Origin of the sequence: Salinicola lusitanus (assembly GCF_038648475.1) — a bacterium.
In the GTDB taxonomy this organism is placed as follows: Bacteria; Pseudomonadota; Gammaproteobacteria; order Pseudomonadales; family Halomonadaceae; genus Salinicola; species Salinicola lusitanus.
Map to the genome: position 1 here is coordinate 2,636,286 of NZ_CP151919.1, position 18,778 is coordinate 2,655,063.

Below are 18,778 nucleotides of genomic sequence, written 5' to 3' on the forward strand. Positions count from 1 at the left end.
GCCGCTCACCAGGCGATGATGGCGATGATCACCAGGGCGAACAGTGCCCACTTGATGGCGTAGTAGAGCGTCTTGTTGCGTTTCTTGAGTGCCTTGCCCTGACGCCGCACCGCGTAGATGTACTTGAAGGCCCGATTCAGCCCGCCGGTGCGATCGCTGTCGTCGTTGGGCGAACTGGCAGCGGCCATCACGGTACGGCCGAAGAAGTGGTTGAGACTGCGGGCCCAGCCATACTTCATCGGACGTTCGATATCGCAGAACAGGATGATGCGGTTTTGCTCGGAGCCGTTCTCGGCACGGTGCAGGTAGGTCTCGTCGAACATCACGGCCTCGCCGTCGCGCCAGCTGTACTTCTCGCCATCCACATCGATGTAGCAGCGATCGTCGTTGGGCGTGATCAGGCCCAGGTGATAGCGCAGGGAGCCGGCATACGGGTCCCGGTGCAGGGTCAGATGACTGCCCGCCGGCAGCTCGGCGAACATCGCGGCCTTGACGTTGGGGATGCCCGCCAACAGCTGCGTGGTCTGCGGGCAGAGCTGTTCGGCAGAGGCGTGGCTCTCGCCGTACCACTTCAGGTAGAAGCGCTTCCAGCCGCGGCGGAAGAAGGAGTTGAAACCGGCATCGTCGTAGCGGGATGAGGCCTTGATGTGGTCCTGCAGCGCCATCGCCTCGTCGCGGATCGTCTCCCAGTTACCGGTCAGGCGCTCGAGCTCCGGGTAGTTCCCCAGATCATGGTAGGGGCGATCCTTGTCGCGCCCGAACAGCGTCATCAGCGCGTTGATCGGCGCCATGAAGGTCGAGTGATCGGAGAGCTGGCGCAAGGGCCTGTGGCGCACGCGCCCGCGGTAGTGCGTGTAGAGCACGCTGGCGACGAAAAGCAGTATCAGTATCCACTTGATCATGGGATCGGTTCCGCTGGCGAGCCGATCGCCACGGGCGATCGTGCTTCAGTGAAATTAGTTTGGTCGCTCACGATTCTCGCGAGATCGCGATCAGCGTCAAGAGATAGTCGCCGATTTTCGCCACCTGCCCGGTCAGCCGAGCACCGGCCCGCCACTCCGGCGACAGTGTCTCGAGCAGCTCGATGGCGACGGTTCCGCCTTCGGCGTCCCAGGCGGTCACCCGGGCATGGGGAAAGTAGAAGCGTCGACGCACCAGCGGGTAGAGCGCCTTGAACAGGCTCTCCTTGAGCGAGAACGCCACGGTGAGGAACTCGCCCTGTTGCGCCCCGGGCAGGCCATCGAACCAGGCACGCTCTGACCCCACCAGGATCTGTGGCGCGAGACGGCGCGCGCGTTCAGCGGTCATCTCGACCTCGGCGTCCAGGCCGATGCCCAGACACGCTGCCCGCTCGGCGACGACCGTTGCCGCCAGCCCCCGACTGTGAGTGATCGAGCCGACGGTACCCACTGGCCAGCGGGGGAGTCGCTCCGCGTCCTGCGTCGGCGTCGTCGGCGAGCCCGTCAGCTCGGCGAGCGCGTGGCGGGCGCTCAGGCGGCCGGCCAGGAATTCGGCCCGACGCTTGGCCGCTGCCGTCGCCAGACGATCCGGCAGCGAAAGGTGCCAGCCATCGAGATCGGCTTCACACAGCAGCCCGGTATCGAAACGTAGGGCACTGAACCTCGCCCAGGGCAATGCTTCACGCCAGGGCCACTCGCTCAGTGGCGAGTGGCACCCCGGCGGCAGTGCAGTGACAGCAGATTCGAATCCGGACATCGCTCAGCGATCGACCAGGACGGCATTCAGCTCGACCGGCACCTCGTCGCCAATCTGCTGGTATCCCATCAGCGAGAGGATCGAACGTACGGTCTGGTTCTTCATCAATTCCCTGCCATCGAGCGATACCGGTTCGGCATTGCGGGCGCGCACGATATCGGTCGCCTCGCGGGTGAAGCGCACCGGCAGCTTTTCCTGGCGCTGCTCGCCGTTGGAATCGGTACGGAGCGTCAGTATCTCGACCGTCGACTGGCCGACGGCCAGCGAGTTGATCCGTTCCGGGGGCAGATGAGTGACGACCGTCACCAGGGTGGTATTGGTGAGCGAGGACATCCACGGCGGCAGATTGCCGAGGCGGTCCAGCACGTCGGTCTGGTTGAGCCGAATGGGCAGCTTCAGCGTGCCATCCGCGCTGATCTGGCCCTCCATGCGGCGCAGGGCGTGATCGTGGGTGATCGACTCGCCCCCGCTGGTGATCTCGGTCACCGTGGCCGTGACGCGGGACTGATTGGGGTCGAGTTGCCACGCCGCCTGGGCCAGGCCGCAGGACAGGGCCAGACCGGCGGCCAGGCCAATACCCATGACGCGACGAATGATCGGTTTCGGTGACATCGTGTCCTCCCTGGACATTCATGGCCTGCAATAGCGGCTGGCCTGTGCCGACCGCTTTGGTTATCATACGGCTCCCGCGTTTCAGGGCCTATAGCTCAGTTGGTTAGAGCAGGGGACTCATAATCCCTTGGTCGTAGGTTCAAGTCCTACTGGGCCCACCATCAAATCAATAGCTTACGTCACTTTTCTACCCGTTCCAGGGTTCCATTTCTCGTCGGTGTCAACCAAGTGTCGACCGGGAATTTTGGGCCCGAATTTCAGACTGTCGGCCAAGTGGTCAGGCGAGAGATGGGCGTAGCGCATGGTCATCTGGATCGTCCGGTGTAACAGGCTCTTTCGAAGGGTCAAAAAAGCTCAGAAATTCGCCACCGTCGATGATGACGTAGTTCGCGCGGGTGCGGCGATGAAAGTGTCGCGACGCAGATGCGTCGAAGCCGGAGGCAGTGGCGCTGACCCTTAGGCCGTTGAGTACCGCTTCAGTTCAATGTGGGCTTGCTCGGCCGCTCAAGGGGGGAGGGCAAAACACTGCTTGGGCGGATTCTGGCGCGATCGAAAAAAGGCCCAGAGGTCGCATGACGTTCTGGGCCAATTCTTTGGCAGATATGTTCACTAGCTGGTCGCACGCTCATCGTGGCAGCTGTTCCGCGCCGTGAATATCTATCTATAGCACGACGACATTGATGGGATTGCTCAGGGGCGGTAGTCGGTCACACCGGCGCCGGTTTTCAGATCGATGGGCACCGACACATGGTCGTGAATCATCAGCCATTGGCCATCGAGCTTGCGCAAACCGATGGTCTCGCGGGTCCACAGGTCGATCTTGTTGCCGGCCACAGAGCCCATGAAACGAGTGAAGCCGGTGGTGAAGGCGACATCGCCGGAACAATGGACCTTCATGTCCTTGAACTCGAATACGGGGTCTTCGTCGAACATCTCGAAGAAGGTGATCCAATTTTGGCGGAAGGACTCCCAGCCCTCGAAGCTGAAGGGCGGCATCACATCGAAGCCGAGATACTCCTCTCCCGGGTAATAGGTAGCCATCGTCCGGTCGAGATCGCGTGACTGGACGGCGTTCTGCCACTCTGCGCGCAGGGCGCGAATCTGTCTTTCATCCTGGGTCATGGGTCGGTTCCTGGGTGGGTTAAGCAAGTGACCATGTTGACGTGTGTCAGTGTCAGGGCATCGTCAGCAGAGGATTGAGACGAATCCCGATGAGATCCGCGTCAAGTCGAGCCGTTGGTCTTGCGTATCAGCGACGTGGCTCCATTTTCGATATGACCATCGATATGCCAGCGTTCGGCGGTCGCGAACTCGGCGTCGAGCAGGCGCTGATTGGCACCGTGTGCAAGACACAGGTTGCCGCAGATGAGCAGTCCATTCGGCTTGAGCCGTTCGTACAGCAGCTCGATGAGTGACAGCGATGGGACGAGCCCATCGAAGAATGCGAGATCGTAGGGGCCGGGCAAATCAGCGAGAACGTCGAAAAAATCGCCGTGGTGCACGCGGACGCGTTCTGCGAGTCCAGCGGCCTCAAGGTTCTCACGAGCTAAAGCCACATGATCGGGATCGCGCTCGATGGTATCCATCTGCGCACGATCTTCTGCACTTGCCAGCAGGCAAGCGGTGTAGCCGATCGCTGTACCAAGCTCGAGAATACGCTCGGGGCGCTCTGCTCGTGCCGCGGCCAGCAGTCCAGCGCCATCCTCGAACACATAGGCATGGCAACCGTGACGCTGACGATGCTCATCGGCTTCAGCCCGCAAGGCTTCGAAGCGGGCAGCATCGGATTCGATATTCGTAGTCTTCATGTCATGTACCGGTTGAGCCAGTCGAGCATCGGCCCCGGGCGGCGCTGGAACTCCAGGTAGCCATCCCAGCGAGCCTGGGTGCCGTGTATCCAGTGCAACGATTTGTCGTCGATCGGAAGCGCGTCGAAGGTGGCCTGGACATCGGCGGGAGTGGTCATCAGGTCGTCGTGCACCTGATAGATGAACGTCGGAGTGTGAACGCTGCGCGCCCAGTCGTTGGGCGACATCTGGTCGAAGGTGCAACTGGCGGCGAGTTGCACCTCGCGTTCGAGCGTGTCGAGGTGATCGATCAGGTTCATCATTTCCAATTCGCGACGCATGACCGAGCCGATCGACAGCGGCTGACAGAGCACCAGGCAGCGCACGTCGTCGAATTCCTGCGGTTCGGTGTGGATCGCGAAGAGCGTCGCGTTGGCGCCGTTGCAGCGCGAAAAAAGCCCCACTGCCACGCCCTCGAGATCTGCTCGCGAGCGCACGTAGCGCAGCGAACCGATGACGTCGCGTGCCTCGAATCGACCGCCGCTGTTGAGGCCGCCGTTGGCTGATCCGCTCAACCCGAAGTTGCGCTCGTCGTAGGTGAGCACGTGATAACCTGCCTCGTGGAGGATGCGGTAGTCGGCCAGATAATCGACCTCGAAGGTGTTACCGCCAGCGGCGCCGAAGGATCGCCACGGCTCCAGGTGGCTGGCCAGGCCGTAGCGGTTGAACGTCAGTGGATGATTGACGATGACGAGTCGCCGAGAGTCTGGGCAGGGGATGTACCATGCTTCGAGCGGCACCCCATCCTGTGACGGAAAGGTCACGTTCTCGAAGGCAAGCCCCTCATCTGTCGGTGTCCTGAGCACGGGCGAGCGCCCGGGCTGACTCCAACCCTTGGCCATGGCCTTCAGGGTCTGAGTGATATCGTCTTCTGGCTGTGGCTGCATGATCTCGATCCTCTGGTGCGTATCGGGGCGATGCCATGTCGTCCGTGATCCTATCTAGCCAGGTGTCTTGCATCCGGGGAATGACGAATTACGATAGGCAGGCATGCAAAAAGTGAATGACCACGCCACAGGCCACCTCAATTTACGCTCGCTGCGTTTTCTGGCGCAGGTGCTGAGTCTGCGCAGTGTGACCCGCGCGGGAGAGGCGATGGGGTTGAGCCAACCCGCCGCGAGTCGGCTGCTGGCGCAGCTACGGCGTGCGTTGGGCGATGACCCGCTGCTGGTGCGCACTCAGGGTGGTGGCTACGTGCGCACCGCGCGCGCTGAGGCCTTGATGCCGCAACTGGCCGAGGCGATCGCCGCTGAGGACCGCTTGTTTCAGCCGCCGAGCTTCGACCCGTGGTGCTCGGAGCGTGTCCTGCGAGTGGCAACGACCGACTACGGCGCGGCAGTCGTGATCAGGGAGTTTGCGCGCGTGGCCGCCTGCGAAGCGCCGGGCGTATCGCTGGATTTGCGCGCCTGGGAGAGTGAGACGTTGACCGAATTGGAGGAGGGCAGGCTCGACTTCGCCCTCTATACCGACGAGGCAGTGCCGCCAGGATTCCATCATGAGAGTCTGTTCACCGAACGCTTCGCCTGCGTCGTGCGGCACGACCATCCGGTTTTGGCGCATCAAGACGCTGACGGCTGCATCGCGCCATCACGACTCGCCGAGTTACCCCGCGTGGTCCTGCTCTATCCCGAAGGTAGTGCCACGGCAATCGACGACCCGTTGGCGTGCCATGGTCGAGCACGAGGACCGGGGGATACTGTGACGCCGTATTTTTTCTCCAGCCCGCTGCTCATCGGTCAGTCCGAACGCGTACTTTGTCTGCCGCGGCGGGCGGCGGAACTCGTCGCGCCGTTGGCGGATCTCGCCGTGATCGATTTCCCGCAGGCGGGGGAGATCCACTACTGCGTGATCTGGCACGAACGGGCAGCAAGGGACCCGGCAATTGCTTGGGCGAGAGTGTGTCTTCGACGAGCGGTGGAGCGTTGAGCGAGATTGATGTTCACCGTTCGATATCCTGCCGAACCTATCGAGCAGCTGGGTATGCCCCCGGCATGAGATAAGGCATACCCACCATCAATCCGTACCTAATTGCGCCTCCAGGCCCGCAACGGCGGTGCGTGCCACATCGAGTAATCGGGACTCATCCATCCCTTCCCGTGCACTGGCTGAAAGCCCGGACATCGTGCTGGCCATGAAGTCGGTCACCGCGGATGCGCGCTCCGGATGGGTACGGGCGACGAATTCGCGAATTCGGTCGCGGCGCTGATTGGCCACCCGGCGTGCATGGATGGCGCTGTCATCCCCGTCAGGGCCTCGCGCGGCCTCGAGTACAAGGCAACCCCTCCGCTGCGGATCTCGCGCATAGGTTCGTGCGGCGCTCTCCAGCAATTCCGCCAGTGCATCCACGGGCGCCCGGTCGGGCAGCAGTATCTCGTCCAGGGCGAGGGCCGCTTGCGCGTAGCGCTCGATGACCTGCTCGAAAAACTCGGACTTGCTACCAAACGCCTTGTAGAAACTGGGCGGTTTCACTCCCAGTGCGTCGGTCAGTGCTGCCAATCCCACCGCCTCGTAGCTACTGGCATGAAATAGCCGCTGGCCCGTATCCAGTGCGGTTTCCATGTCGAAGCCACGGGGTCGGCCTCGGGGCCTCGGCGCTGATTTGGCATTTTCTTTAGTGGTCACTATAAAAATCCTTGCGCAGGCGTCTGGCCTAATTCTATAGTGACCGCTATCCAATTTGCTACCCGAGGTGATCTACATGGATTTCATGGACAAGCGTGTGCTGGTCGTTGGGGGCAGCCGTGGTATTGGCGCCGCCATCGTGGCTCTCTTCGCCGATAGCGGTGCGCGGGTGAGCTTTACCTATTCCGGCTCACGCGAAGCGGCGCAAAACCTGGCGACGAAGACCGGGGCGACAGCGATCCAGACCGATGCGGCCGACCGCGACGCGATGATGGCGACCGTGCGTGAGGCGGGGCCTCTGGACATCATGATATTCAACGCCGGCGTACTGGTAGCGGGTGACCCGCTGACGCTGGATCCGGATGCGGTCGATCACCTGATCGACGTCAATGTGCGCGCGCCGTACCACGCATCAGTGGAGGCTGCACGGGCCATGAAGGAGGGCGGACGCATCATCGTGATCGGGTCGGTCAACGGCGACCGGATGCCGTTTCCGGGACTGGCCGCCTATGCGCTGAGCAAGTCGGCGCTGCAGGGCATGGCTCGCGGGCTGGCCCGGGATCTTGGGCCGCGCGGCATCACCATCAATATCGTGCAGCCGGGGCCAACGGATACCGACATGAATCCCGCCGACGGCGAACTTGCCGAGCAGATGCACAGCGTCATGGCGATCAAGCGTCACGGCACCGCCCAGGACGTGGCCCATCTGACCGCCTACCTGGCCGGGCCGCACGCCAGCGGCATCACCGGTGCCATACACACGATCGATGGCGGCTTCGGCGCCTGAGCCGTGAACGATCGGCGAGAGTCTGCATGACAGCTACGCCAGGAGAGACAGCCGTCACGGTCTATGTCACGTCCGGCGCAGACATTCTCGGCTGCCTGACGAACGCATGAGCTTGGCCGGCCATACCTATCAGTCCGGTCCCATCGCTAGGACCGGACGACCGTAACGCCAGCCGCCATGAACGGACTGCACGGATTTATGCACGAGACATCGAGGAGAGTGCCATGAACAGGACTTGGCTCATCACCGGCTGCTCAAGCGGTCTCGGGAAACATATTGCTGAGGCTGCCGCCGCCCGAGGCGATAACGTGGTCGCCACCGCCCGCAACCCGGACACGCTACGCGATCTCGCCGATCGCTTCCCGGATCATGTGCGGACCGCTCGGCTCGATGTCACCAAGCCGGGCTCGGTGGCTGCCGCCATCGCGCTCTCGGAGCGTGAGTTCGGTGGGTTCGATGTACTGGTCAACAACGCGGGGTATGGCTTCATCGGCGCGGTCGAAGAGGCGGAGCCGGAAGAGTACCGCCCCATGTTCGAGGTGAACGTGTTCGGTTTGATCGAAACGACACGGATGGCGCTGCCGGTCCTGCGTCGGAGAACCGGGGCGCGTGTCGTCAACCTGTCGTCGGGAGCTGGGCTCTCTGGAGGCGCGGGCTCCGGCTACTACAGCGCTACCAAATTCGCGGTGGAGGGGTTTTCGGAAGCGCTGGCCAAGGAAGTCGGACCGCTGGGCGTTCAAGTGATCATCGTCGAGCCAGGTCCGTTTCGTACCGAGTTCCTGGGGCGATCCATCTCGATGGCTGCCAGGGAGATCGATGCCTATGCCGAGACGGCGGGCCGGCGACGTGCCTACCGAGATAGCAATGATGGCAAGCAGGCTGGAGACCCCGAAAAGGCCACGGCGGTGATCCTGCAGGCCGTCGACGCAAGGCATCCGCCACTCCATCTGCCGCTGGGGCCGGTCGCCTACGGGATCGCCGAGCGCAAGTTCGATGCCTTTCGCTCCGACATGGAGGCGTGGCGGGAGATTGCGTTTCATACCGATTTCGACTGAGCGGCATTTTTTCGACATCAATAGAAGGCTGATGGCGAACACCGTCAGTCAATAGGAGTAGAGCAATGGATATTGGCGTTATTGGATTGGGGGCGATGGGACGCGCCATGGCGAGCAACCTCGTTGCGGCCGGGCACACGGTCAAGGCCTGGAACCGTTCCGGTGGCGAGCTCGATGGCGTGACCATGGTGGCTTCGCCACAGGAGGCGTTCCAGAGTGACGCGGTGCTGACCATGCTCCCCGACGATGCGGCGATTCGGGAGGCGCTGCTGGAAGCCGGCGTGCTGGAACATGCCGGAACCGACACGGTACATATCGTGGCCTCGACCATCTCGCTGGCGTTCTCGCACGAGCTGGTTGCCCTGCATGCCAACGCCGGGGTGGATTACGTCGCGGCGCCGGTGCTGGGCAGGCCGGATGTCGCTGCCAAGGGTGAACTCAACATTCTCGCCGGGGGAAGCGTCGCGGCGGTTGATCGGGTGCAACCGGTGTTCGAGGCCATTGGCAAGCAGGTATGGCTCATGGGCGACCGGCCGCCCGCTGCCAACGCGGCCAAGATCGCTTGCAACATGATGATCGCCATGGCGATCGAGGCGATGGCGGAAGCGGTATCGCTGACCGAGGGCAACGGCGTGGAGCGTGAACGCTTCTTCGAGTTGATCCTGGGCACGTTGTTCGGCAGTCGCTCCTATCAGGTCTACTCGGCCAATATCGCGAACGACGACTACGAGCCGGGATTCAAGGCGACGTTGGGCCTCAAGGATCTGCGCCTAGCCAGTGAAGCCGCCGAGGAAACCGGAGGTTCGCTACCGATGCTGGCGGCGGTCTATGAAAGAATGGCCGAAACGGTCGATTCGGGTCTCGGTGAGCGCGACTGGTCGGTGATGGCGGACTACACGATCCGGCGGCCGAAGGGCTAGAGTTAATAAGTAACCCTACCATTGATGAAGCAACCTTCCGAAATGACGTTTGATCCGGGGTTGCTGCCCTTATAGCAGAGTTCGTAGTCCATGGAATCGTCATTGGGCATTGTGGACAGGTAAATACGCGACTGGAGTGGCCGCTTCCCCTGCCGGTTCCGAAGTGGAACGCATCACTGGTGCCAGATAATTGAAGGTTGAGTAGCATGAGCGACTTTTGCCGTTAATGTATCTTGGCTTGATAATAATGTGTGATGCAGGATCCTCGTCGCTTTACTGACCGTGTATCTCGGAATTCGCACCTCTCGGAAAAGTGCTGTTTGCCAGTGATTGTCCGCAGTGGCTGTCCGGCGCGAGAGGGAAGCGGATGGTAAAAATAACCCGGCTATGGGAAAGAGTCAGCGGAGACCGTTTGCCATACCGGGTCGAAGCGGCCGCAGGGATGCTAGCCAGAACAGTAAATTTCGGTGGAGTTACCCTTGCAGTGCTTTTATCGAAAAGCGCTGAGCGTGTAATTTTTTGGAGTCGATCTTTCCTGGCTATTTGTTTCCGATTGTAATGTATTTCCTTGTTTTTAGAAGGATTAATTTAACTTAGGATCTGGGGTCGAAAGAATGTCGAGCGCTGTCTTGTTGGCGGCGAGGTTCCTCTCCTGACCGCAGTGTTATCTGCCAATGAGTGCTTTCGTGGCAGTCGTTGCCCTCCCTACCGGGATTCGATGCATTTCATCTCATCACACGGAAACATTTTGAAACAAAAAGGATGGGGGTTCTTGATGGGGATCAATTTGTCTAATGACTGAAGGGTTCACAGTGTGTAGGGGCAGGGAAGCCTGGTTGTACAGGGATGATGTCGCAGGATGCGCAGGCAGGGACTGCCCTCGGTGGCAGCCATGGATGGCTTCAGGGACGAACAGCACTAGGGGGAGCCGGTTTGCCGGCTCCCCACTTTATTTCATGGAAGATTCTCCCCTTTCATCATCCGGGGCATTGCGGACGCTGGCGCCATGGGGCAGCGTTATCGCTCCGGCGTGATTTCGACCCCGTATCACTCGAGCGCAGGGTCGTTTCTCCGCCGTGGTCGGCAGCGATGCCTTGGAAGGAAGAGGTTGCGAGCATCGGTATGATGGATTGGATTTCCCAGAACAGTTCGGCCATCACGGCATTGACCAGCGTGTGCACGCTCTTCGTCTGGCTATTCTACGCGCAACTGCTGTACCTGAACTTCAGACGCCAACGTCAACCCAAGATCATCATCAATCGCGGGTTCGGCCGCACGCTGCAGGCCCGTTGCGTCATCAGCAACATGAGCCCCGAGCCGATCTTCATCGAGCACATCGTCGCGATCCTCCATTCGGACCGGGAGGCGATCTCCAAGGACCTGATCGATTTCGAGGAATCGCCTGACAAGCAGGGGGAGTCCGGTCGCTTGATCGAAACGACTCGGCAGGGGCCGATGCTCTCGGGTAGCTACAATCACATCGGCACCTTTCATGACATCGTCGGCCGGGTGCTTCGTGCCAACGGGCTCCCCTCCGATGATTTCCAGTCAACCGATGGGCGCACGCTCCAGTCGATAGAGCTGCGGGTCATTGCCGTTTACGGCAGTGAGGACTCTCCCGTGGGAGCCGCCAGAACGTTCTCGCTGACCATGGGAGAGTCCGGCGAGGCGCTGGTGCCGACGCGCCTCGTCACTCGCCGATATGCCTCGCGCCTGAGGCGTCACCGGGTACGTCAATGGATCCGCGAACTGGACGGCTAGACGCTTCTCGCCTCGAGATGCCTCTTTTTTTCAGTAGCGTGCGAGTGGCGTGATTCCGGCCAAGCGCATGATTAATGGGCCATTGTGAATGGCCCGGGTCACCTTGAGAGCGCTCGCTCCAGATATTCGCGTTGGCGTGATCGGGCTTTCTGCACCACAGTGAGCCTTGCGTCAGGGATGATGCGGGGTCCACATACCCAAACATGTCGCCAGGGACGCTAGGCAAGGAAGCCTCGGGAGGCTTGGTGTGGATGCGGCCGGCTGGCGACAGCCGGATTCTCGAGCATCGCATTTTATTTCGCGTTAGATGATCTGGATCAACTTATTCACCGAATAACCCGTCTACTGTGGGGGTCGGTACCAGGGAGGTACCGAATCAACGGAAGGAAACCGCAGGAAGCGGTTCGCACAGGGACGCATGGCAGGATGCCGTGGAGCTGATTGGCAAGGAACAGCAGCGTATCTGAGGCCTGTCACGACAGGGTCTCTTATCCGCTGTGCTGACTGCTCCGACTGGATTACCCATCGATCTTGCCCGCCTATCCGAATCGATGATCAGCCGGCTGAAATCGCCGCTCGCCGCTCTTCTTCCAGCTTTAGAATCAGTTCTCCTGCCGGGAGGCTGTCGCCCCGCGCTTTGCCGATACCGGCCCATTGTGCTCCGAAGCCCGTTTCGCCTCGTTCCTTGGCCGCGACATTCAGCGCCTTGCCGAGATCGTAGGTATTCGGGTAGGCCGGAATATCCTTGCAGTCCGCCTCTTCGGCCCAGGCGGTAAACCGGTTGATCAGGCAGCGGGCCGGACGACCGGAAATCGCACGCGTCATCACGGTGCCCGCGCCGGAGGCCAGGTGAGCCCGGTAAGCGTCGTCGGCCGCACTCTCCGGGCAGCGGATGAACGCCGTTCCCAGTTGCGTCGCTGCCGCTCCCCAGGAGAGGGCGCGCTCGATATCGGCGCCATTCATCAAGCCTCCGGCGGCTATGATCGGCAGGGGGATCTCGTGGACGAGCTGGCGGGTCAGTGCTTGGGTCGATCGCCGCTCGTCCGTGGCATCGGTGTCGAACACGCCGCGATGACCGCCTGCGCCCCAGCCCTGGGCGATGATCGCATCGAGTCCGCGTCCGGCGATCTGCCGGGCCTCGGCAAGGCACGTCGCGGTCGCCATCAGCCGGCAGCCCGCCAGGCGCAGCGCCTCGATCTGGTCGGGTCGGGGAAGGCCGAAATGGAAGCTGACCACGGCAGGGCGGGTTTCGAGCAGGACTTCGAGCATCGCGTCGCTCGCCTGGAAGGGCGCATAGATCTCCCTCAACCGTGCCGGTGGGGTCGCGCCGAACGACTCGAACAGCGGGCGGGCGCGCTCGATCCAGCGCCGCTCGCGGTCGCTGTCAGGGAGCGCCGGCGCGTGGCAGAAGACGTTGACGTTGAACGGCCGAGCGGTCAGCGCACGGGTTTCCTGGATGACCCTGCGCGCGCTCTCCGGCGTCGACGCGCCTACGCCCAGCGCACCTAGCCCCCCGGCATTGGAGACCGCCGCCGCCATGGCCGGTGTCGAGACGCCCGCCATGGGCGCCTGAAAAATCGGTGCTCTCAGGCCAAGATCGGTGATCAATTTGCAGGTCATGGCGCTATCTCCCGGTGGGTGTCAGGCCAGGGTCGGTTCATGGTGCGCCTCCAGCGCTCCCTCATCATCCGCTCGGGCGGCCAGCGGCTGTGCTGGGCCGAAACACTCGTAGCGGCGATCATCGATCGCCACGCCGTGGGTTTCCAGCATTCGGTCGATCCGGCTCATCATCGGTAGCGGCCCGCAGAAATAGTAGGTCGCCTCCCAACCGCCGATCCAGCGTCGTAGATCTGCCGGTTCCAGCTCGCCGCGCTTGACGCTTGGGTCGCCGACGCCGTCCGTTGCTCGAGGCTGGCTGAAGCAGACGTGCAGGCTGAAGCTCGGGTAACGGCCGGCCAGTGTCTCCAGTTCGCGGGTGAAGGGTCGCAGCCCGCCGTGGCGCACGGCCTGGATGAAGATCACCGGCCGCGACGGGGAAGCTTGCAGTGCCGCGTGGGCCATGGAGATCAGCGGTGTGATACCGATTCCTCCGGCGATGAACACCAGTGGCCGGTCGTCGGGCTCCGGCAGCTCGAGCGTGAACGCACCGCACGGTGGGGAGAGCTCCAGTCGGTCCCCCTGGGCCAGGCCGTCGTGGATGCGGTTCGAGACATCGCCGCCCGGCACCTCGCCATCCCCGATCTCACGTTTGACGCTGATCCGATAAGCCGCAGCGCCCGGCGCATTGGAAAGGCTGTAGTTGCGCATGGCAGTGTGGCCATCGGCATCCTGCATGCGAATCGAGACATACTGCCCCGGTAGATGCGCGGGCGGCTCGCTGCCGTCCGCCGGCACCAGATAGAGGGAGACGATGTTGTCGCTCTCACGCTCGCGCTGCACGATCGTGAACGGCGTGAATCCCGCCCAGCCCTGATGCGCGCGCTGTTCGGCGTAGATCGTTCGTTCCCGCTCGATGAAAACTCCCGCCAGTTCGTCGTAGGCGGCGGCCCAGGCGTCGAGCACGTCGGCGGTGGCGGCATCGCCCAGCACCTCCCGGATCGACGCCAGCAAGTGCTCGCCGACGATCGGGTAGTGTTCCGGCTGGATTGTCAGCGAGGCGTGCTTCTGGGCGATCACCTCGATGGCGTCACTCAGCGCCGCCGGATCGTCGATATGCTGGGCGTAGGCGAGAATGGCGCCGGCCAGGGCACGCTGTTGACCGCCAGAGCGCTGATGGGCGGGATTGAAGTGGCGTCGGACGTCGGGTGCGTGCTCGAACAGGCGGGCGTAGAAGTGACGGGTCAGCGTCTCGCCATGTTGTCTCAGCACCGGGATGGTCCGTTTGACAATCTCGATCTGGGCGGTGGTTGGCATGTCGACTCCTTTGGCAGGATTTTAATCGGTATTTTAAATGCCTATTTAAATGCGAGTATCATTTACCAAATTATGACTGTCAAGCGCTGATGAAACTGACGACACATACCGATTACGCCTTGAGACTGCTGATCTACCTGGCGGTGAGAAGCGATGAGATGCCGGCCACGGTGCAGGCGGCTGCGACGCACTACGGCATCTCTGCCCATCATCTGGCCAAGGTGGCCCAGACCCTGGTGCAACTGGGATACGTGGCCAGCCTGCGCGGTCGGGGAGGCGGCCTGCGGCTTCAGCAGCCCGCCGAGGAGATCGGCATCGGCGCGCTGGTGAGGCAAACCGAAAACCTGGAGCTGCTGGAGTGCTTCGGGCCGGAATCGACCTGCCCGATCGAACCGGGCTGCCGCTTGAAGGGCGTGCTAGCCAAGGCCCAGCAGGCTTTTCTGGGCGTGCTCGACGGCTATGTGCTGGCCGATCTGGTCGAGAATCGCCAGGAACTGCGCGTGCTGCTGGGCCATTCGGCCTGAACGGCTCGCGCCCGACCAGGGCGAGCCGCATCGTTCGTCGATTGACATCCTCCCCGGTCGGGGGCGGGCATCGCGGTAACCGCTAGCGGGGCGCGGCCGGATCAGCGCCGGTCGAGCGTCGGCGCGAGAATGACGATAAAGCACGCCAGGATGCCCAGCAGGCAGAAGGCGTAGTGCAGGGTGATGAAGTGGGCGGTAAAACCGATCGCCGGTGGGCCGACCAGCATCGCGCCGTAGCCCAGCGTCGAGACGCTGGCGATTGCCACGCCCGGTGGGGTCTCCGGATCGTTGGCGGCCCGGGTGATCGCCAGCGGCATGATCAGGGCATAGCCCACGCCGAGCAGCACGAAGCCCGCCAGGGCGGTGTAGAGATTGGCAAACAGCACCGCCAGCAGCACGCCGGCCAACGCCGAGGTTCCGGCAAAGCGCGCCGCCTTCGTCGGGCCGAAGGCCGATATCAGGCGATCTCCCATGAGCCGCATGACCACCATGGCCACCGAAAACACGGTGTAGCCGAGCGCCGCCTGCGCTTCGCTGGCCGACGTCACGGCGACCAGAAACAGCGCACTCCAGTCCGCCATGGCGCCTTCGCCGATCGACGCGCACATGGCAATGATACCCACCCATAGCAGGCCGCCCCTGGGCAGCGGAAACAGGCTGCCGCCGGGGGCGCGTGGGCGGGTTTCGGAGTGCCAGCGAAGATAGGCGACCCCGCTCGTGATGGCGTAGAGCGACAAGGCGAAGAGGGTGAAATGGATCACCAGCCCCAGTTCCAGCTTGACCGCCAGGTAGCCGGCGGCGGCACCGAGGCCGGCGCCCAGGCTCCACATCGCATGGAGTGACGACATCACTCGCCTGCCGATATATCGCTCCGCCTCACCGGCCCAACTGTTCATGGCCACGTCCATCGCGCCGTGGGCGCCGCCGAACAGGAACAGCGCGGGTGCCAGCACCCAGAGGCCCGGGGCCAGCGCGATCAGGATCAGCGTCAGCGTGTAGAAGATCGCGATGGCGCGTGTCGTCCGTGCCGCGCCGAAAGCGTCCGACGCCCGGCCGGCGAGCGGGAAGGAGACGATGGCGCCCAGCGCGAGCAGCAACAGCAGCAGCCCCAACTGACCGCCGTCGATCCCGTTGCGCTGCACGACAGTCGGGATCCGCGACGCCCAGGCGCCGAACAGGCCCCCGTTGAGGATGAAAGCGGCGGCAACGGCGAGCCAGATCCGGCGTGCACTAGGCATGAATGATCTCCATCCCATCTTGATTGAAATCCGTGACGGCGCTGGCGTCGGCGTCGGTGATGAGACAGTCCAGATACTCTGGCGCGACCGCGCGATAGCGTGCGCGGCGACCGATCTTCTCGCGGGAGGCCAGGGCGATCGTTCTGGCCGACGCCCGCGTCATCGCGAGCTTGAGCTGCGACTCGTGCAGGTCATCGGCGCTGAGGCCGAAGGCCGGGTCGATTCCGCAGACGCCGAGCACGGCGATATCGACATGGACATCCGTCGTGGCCAGCAGCGCGGCATCGCCGACGTTGATGCCGCCGCTAAGGCTCAATTTTCCTCCCAGCATGAACACCTCGACGCCGTTCTTCTGACAGGCCACGGCAATCCATGGCGACGGGGTCATGACCAATAAGCCCGGCTTGGGCTGCAACCGCTCGGCCACCGCCAGCAGGGTAGTGCCGCCATCCAGCAGCAGCGTGGACGCACCCTCGATTTCGCGCAGCGTGCGGGAGGCGATCGCCGCGATCGCAGGATTCTGGCTCGAGGTTCGATACTGCATCGGCGGTGACGGAGGCGCGGCGGAGACCGCGCCGCCGCGAACCCGTTGCACTTCGCCCCGCTGCTCCAGGGCGATGATGTCGCGGCGGATCGTGTCCAGCGATACCTCGAACTCCACGGCAAGCTCCTGGGCGATCAGTTCATCGCCGTTGGCGAGCCGTGCCAGGAGTTTCTGTTGCCGGGTATGGGGAACATTGAGCATGGCGGCGCTCCTGCAATTTTGTGCTGTAATTTGCGGTAATGTGCATTTTTATGCAACCAGGTCCGGATTTTTCTTGGCTCATCCCGACCCGAGCGAAGAGCTTGGCCCGCACGACCGACACTTCCGGATGCGCTGGCCGTTACGCGATCAACTCTGTTTATGTATCCCGATTGCTAATTATTATTAAGCTTTTGTAACAAGGTGCCGATATGTCAAGCGAGATGGCTGATTCACGGGACGCGCTCCCAGGTCTCCAGCCGCAGTGATGGGTATCGCCCACCGCAGGAAGCGAAGGGCATCATGGAGAGGTGATGGATGTTTTTACTCAATCGAAGTGTCAAATTGCGTCTTGGTGTGAGCCTGGGGCTGTGCGTCTCGATGGCGGTCGTGATCGGACTGTTCGCGCTATGGGCTCTCAGCAGCGGCAATCAAAGAATGCAGGGAACCTACGAAGGTAACGTCGTTACCATGGAGGATCTGAGTCGGGTCGGCAATCTTCTCCTGCGCAACCGGGTGCTGGCACTTCAAGCACAGCGGGATCAGGACGCCGACACCTTGGGCAAGCTCCAACAGACCCTGGCCGAGAACGATGCCGCGATCGATGAAGCCTGGGCCGACTATTTTCCCCAGCGAGTCGATAGCGACGCCGAGAAACAGTTGGCCGTGCAGTTCGAGACCGCGCTGAGTTCACTGCGCGTCGATCTGAAGGCGCAGTATGAGGCGATGATGCAGCAGGACCTCCAGCGTGTTAAGGAGATTTCCAGCACCCGTCTCAACAGCGGATACACCTCGGTCCTGAACATGATCAGTCAACTGGTCGAACTCAATCGCCAGCAGGCCAGTAGCGCCTATGTGAGTTCCACGGGGGATTACAAGTTGACGCGCGCCTTGACGTTTGGCGCTATCGCTCTGGCTATCATCATCGGGGTGGGACTCTCCATCTGGCTGATACGCGGCATCATGATGCCACTGGGCAAGGCGCGCGAACTCGCCGACGCGTTGGCTGAAGGAAAGCTCGGCAACAGCATCGACATCAGCTGCAAGGATGAGTTCGGCGACATGCTCCGCTCCCTCCAGACGATGGAAGAGCGGTTCTCCAGCGTGGTCCTGACCGTGCGAAAAAATGCAGAATCCGTGGATATCGCGGCGAATGAAATCGCCCAAGGCACCGACGACCTGAGTCGTCGCACCCAGGAACAGGCCGCGAGCCTGGAGCAGACCGCCGCGTCCATGGATGAGATCACCTCAACGGTTCGGCAGAACGCCGAGAACGCCCTGGCCGCCGACCGTCTGGTCAATGAGCTCAGTCAACAGGCCAGCTCGGGAGGCGAGGTCGCCCAGAAGGCGGTCGAGGCCATGAGTGGCATCAATGCTTCCAGTCAGGAAATTGCCGGCATCGTCGGGCTGATCGACGAAATCGCCTTCCAGACCAATCTGCTGGCGCTCAATGCCTCGGTGGAAGCCGCCCGGGCGGGCGAACAGGGGCGCGGATTTGCCGTCGTGGCGAGCGAGGTCCGCAACCTCGCCAGCCGAAGCGCTGAAGCCGCCAAGGATATCAAGGGGCTCGTTGGAGAGAGCATCACACAAGTGAACGCCGGCTCTGCTCTGGTCGATCAGGCCGGGAAGGCGCTCGCGGAGATCGTCGAGGGTATCCATCGCGTCACCACCCTGGCTGGAGAGATTGCCGTGGCCAGCCGTGAGCAGTCCCAGGGCATCGATCAGGTGAATACCGCCGTTTCGCAGATGGACAGCGTCACCCAGCAGAATGCCAGTCTGGTGGAGGAGTCCAGCGCGGCGAGCCGGTCGTTGCAGAAGCAAGCGGCCGAGCTGTTGAGAGAAGTCTCTTTTTTCAAGGGGGCCGAAGAGATCGACAGCGCTGCGCCACGGGTGACCAGCGACCGTGCCAATCCGACCGTGAGGCAACAGATGGTGTCGAGTCAGCCCAGGCCGAAGACTTCAGGGCGGGCAAGTGAAAGCGCCGAATGGGAGGCCTTCTGATCGATTCACTCAGCGCCCCGTCGACGGGGCGCTCTGATTT

The 18,778-nt window shown here is 62.4% G+C and carries 18 protein-coding genes and 1 tRNA gene; 8 read left to right on the forward strand and 11 right to left on the reverse strand.

The features are described from left to right. Nucleotides 1-5: 5 nt before the first annotated feature. From lpxO to AAGT95_RS11930, 3 genes are all read right to left on the reverse strand, one after another. Nucleotides 6-902 (reverse strand): lipid A hydroxylase LpxO, encoded by an 897-nt coding sequence (lpxO, locus tag AAGT95_RS11920; protein WP_342593909.1) that lies wholly within the window; start codon nucleotides 900-902, stop codon nucleotides 6-8. Between the two features lie 67 nt (nucleotides 903-969). After that, nucleotides 970-1,716 carry a 4'-phosphopantetheinyl transferase family protein gene (locus tag AAGT95_RS11925; protein ID WP_342593910.1) on the reverse strand — a complete coding sequence of 249 codons (747 nt, stop codon included), beginning with the start codon at nucleotides 1,714-1,716 and terminating at the stop codon, nucleotides 970-972. Between the two features lie 3 nt (nucleotides 1,717-1,719). Beyond that, nucleotides 1,720-2,328, reverse strand: a complete 609-nt coding sequence (locus AAGT95_RS11930; protein WP_342593911.1) for a hypothetical protein — start codon at nucleotides 2,326-2,328, stop codon at nucleotides 1,720-1,722. An 84-nt stretch (nucleotides 2,329-2,412) separates the two neighbouring features. Here AAGT95_RS11930 and AAGT95_RS11935 point away from each other — a divergent pair. Beyond that, nucleotides 2,413-2,489, forward strand: a tRNA-Ile gene (locus tag AAGT95_RS11935). A 529-nt stretch (nucleotides 2,490-3,018) separates the two neighbouring features. Here AAGT95_RS11935 and AAGT95_RS11940 read toward each other — a convergent pair. The 3 genes from AAGT95_RS11940 to AAGT95_RS11950 form a co-directional block, all read right to left on the reverse strand. Then, nucleotides 3,019-3,450 carry a YybH family protein gene (locus tag AAGT95_RS11940; protein WP_110603204.1) on the reverse strand — a complete coding sequence of 144 codons (432 nt, stop codon included), beginning with the start codon at nucleotides 3,448-3,450 and terminating at the stop codon, nucleotides 3,019-3,021. A 101-nt stretch (nucleotides 3,451-3,551) separates the two neighbouring features. Continuing rightward, nucleotides 3,552-4,136: an O-methyltransferase gene (locus AAGT95_RS11945; RefSeq protein ID WP_342593912.1), complete on the reverse strand. Its 585-nt coding sequence runs from the start codon at nucleotides 4,134-4,136 to the stop codon at nucleotides 3,552-3,554. Further along, nucleotides 4,133-5,062, reverse strand: a complete 930-nt coding sequence (locus AAGT95_RS11950; RefSeq protein WP_342593913.1) for a hypothetical protein — start codon at nucleotides 5,060-5,062, stop codon at nucleotides 4,133-4,135. The genes AAGT95_RS11945 and AAGT95_RS11950 overlap by 4 nt, the downstream gene beginning before the upstream one ends. Nucleotides 5,063-5,165: 103 nt before the next feature. Between AAGT95_RS11950 and AAGT95_RS11955 the strand changes: the two genes are divergently transcribed. Next, on the forward strand, nucleotides 5,166-6,101 hold the full coding sequence (locus AAGT95_RS11955; RefSeq protein ID WP_342593914.1) for a LysR family transcriptional regulator: 936 nt from the start codon (nucleotides 5,166-5,168) through the stop codon (nucleotides 6,099-6,101). Nucleotides 6,102-6,188: 87 nt separating this feature from the next. Here AAGT95_RS11955 and AAGT95_RS11960 read toward each other — a convergent pair whose 3' ends face one another. Next, entirely contained in the window at nucleotides 6,189-6,734 is a 546-nt protein-coding gene (locus AAGT95_RS11960) for a TetR/AcrR family transcriptional regulator (protein ID WP_342593915.1), read from the reverse strand. A 139-nt stretch (nucleotides 6,735-6,873) separates the two neighbouring features. Between AAGT95_RS11960 and bdcA the strand changes: the two genes are divergently transcribed. The 4 genes from bdcA to AAGT95_RS11980 all read left to right on the forward strand — a co-directional run bounded on the left by bdcA (nucleotide 6,874) and on the right by AAGT95_RS11980 (nucleotide 11,320). Continuing rightward, entirely contained in the window at nucleotides 6,874-7,584 is a 711-nt protein-coding gene (bdcA, locus tag AAGT95_RS11965) for an SDR family oxidoreductase (RefSeq protein WP_342593916.1), read from the forward strand. 224 nt (nucleotides 7,585-7,808) lie between these two features. Continuing rightward, nucleotides 7,809-8,639 (forward strand): oxidoreductase, encoded by an 831-nt coding sequence (locus AAGT95_RS11970; RefSeq protein WP_342593917.1) that lies wholly within the window; start codon nucleotides 7,809-7,811, stop codon nucleotides 8,637-8,639. Nucleotides 8,640-8,704: 65 nt separating this feature from the next. Beyond that, nucleotides 8,705-9,559 (forward strand): NAD(P)-dependent oxidoreductase, encoded by an 855-nt coding sequence (locus tag AAGT95_RS11975; protein ID WP_342593918.1) that lies wholly within the window; start codon nucleotides 8,705-8,707, stop codon nucleotides 9,557-9,559. Nucleotides 9,560-10,681: 1,122 nt separating this feature from the next. Further along, the gene (locus AAGT95_RS11980; RefSeq protein WP_110603219.1) at nucleotides 10,682-11,320 is read left to right on the forward strand and encodes a hypothetical protein; all 639 of its coding nucleotides are present in this window, start codon (nucleotides 10,682-10,684) and stop codon (nucleotides 11,318-11,320) included. Nucleotides 11,321-11,875: 555 nt separating this feature from the next. Here AAGT95_RS11980 and AAGT95_RS11985 read toward each other — a convergent pair. Further along, complete coding sequence (locus AAGT95_RS11985) at nucleotides 11,876-12,940, reverse strand: nitronate monooxygenase (RefSeq protein ID WP_342593919.1); 1,065 nt, start codon at nucleotides 12,938-12,940, stop codon at nucleotides 11,876-11,878. A 21-nt stretch (nucleotides 12,941-12,961) separates the two neighbouring features. Further along, nucleotides 12,962-14,233 (reverse strand): NO-inducible flavohemoprotein, encoded by a 1,272-nt coding sequence (hmpA, locus tag AAGT95_RS11990; RefSeq protein WP_342593920.1) that lies wholly within the window; start codon nucleotides 14,231-14,233, stop codon nucleotides 12,962-12,964. A gap of 89 nt (nucleotides 14,234-14,322) precedes the next feature. On the opposite strand from hmpA, the gene AAGT95_RS11995 reads away from it, so the two are divergent. Continuing rightward, nucleotides 14,323-14,757, forward strand: a complete 435-nt coding sequence (locus AAGT95_RS11995; protein ID WP_110603225.1) for an Rrf2 family transcriptional regulator — start codon at nucleotides 14,323-14,325, stop codon at nucleotides 14,755-14,757. Between the two features lie 101 nt (nucleotides 14,758-14,858). Here the strand turns inward: AAGT95_RS11995 and AAGT95_RS12000 are convergent, their stop codons facing one another. Continuing rightward, nucleotides 14,859-15,995, reverse strand: coding sequence for an MFS transporter (locus AAGT95_RS12000; RefSeq protein ID WP_342593921.1), 1,137 nt, complete (start codon nucleotides 15,993-15,995; stop codon nucleotides 14,859-14,861). Further along, nucleotides 15,988-16,740 (reverse strand): DeoR/GlpR family DNA-binding transcription regulator, encoded by a 753-nt coding sequence (locus AAGT95_RS12005; protein ID WP_342593922.1) that lies wholly within the window; start codon nucleotides 16,738-16,740, stop codon nucleotides 15,988-15,990. Before AAGT95_RS12005 ends, AAGT95_RS12000 begins: the two co-directional genes overlap by 8 nt. A gap of 378 nt (nucleotides 16,741-17,118) precedes the next feature. Here AAGT95_RS12005 and AAGT95_RS12010 point away from each other — a divergent pair, with 378 nt between their 5' ends. After that, entirely contained in the window at nucleotides 17,119-18,738 is a 1,620-nt protein-coding gene (locus AAGT95_RS12010) for a methyl-accepting chemotaxis protein (RefSeq protein ID WP_342593923.1), read from the forward strand. The last annotated feature ends 40 nt before the right edge of the window (nucleotides 18,739-18,778 follow it).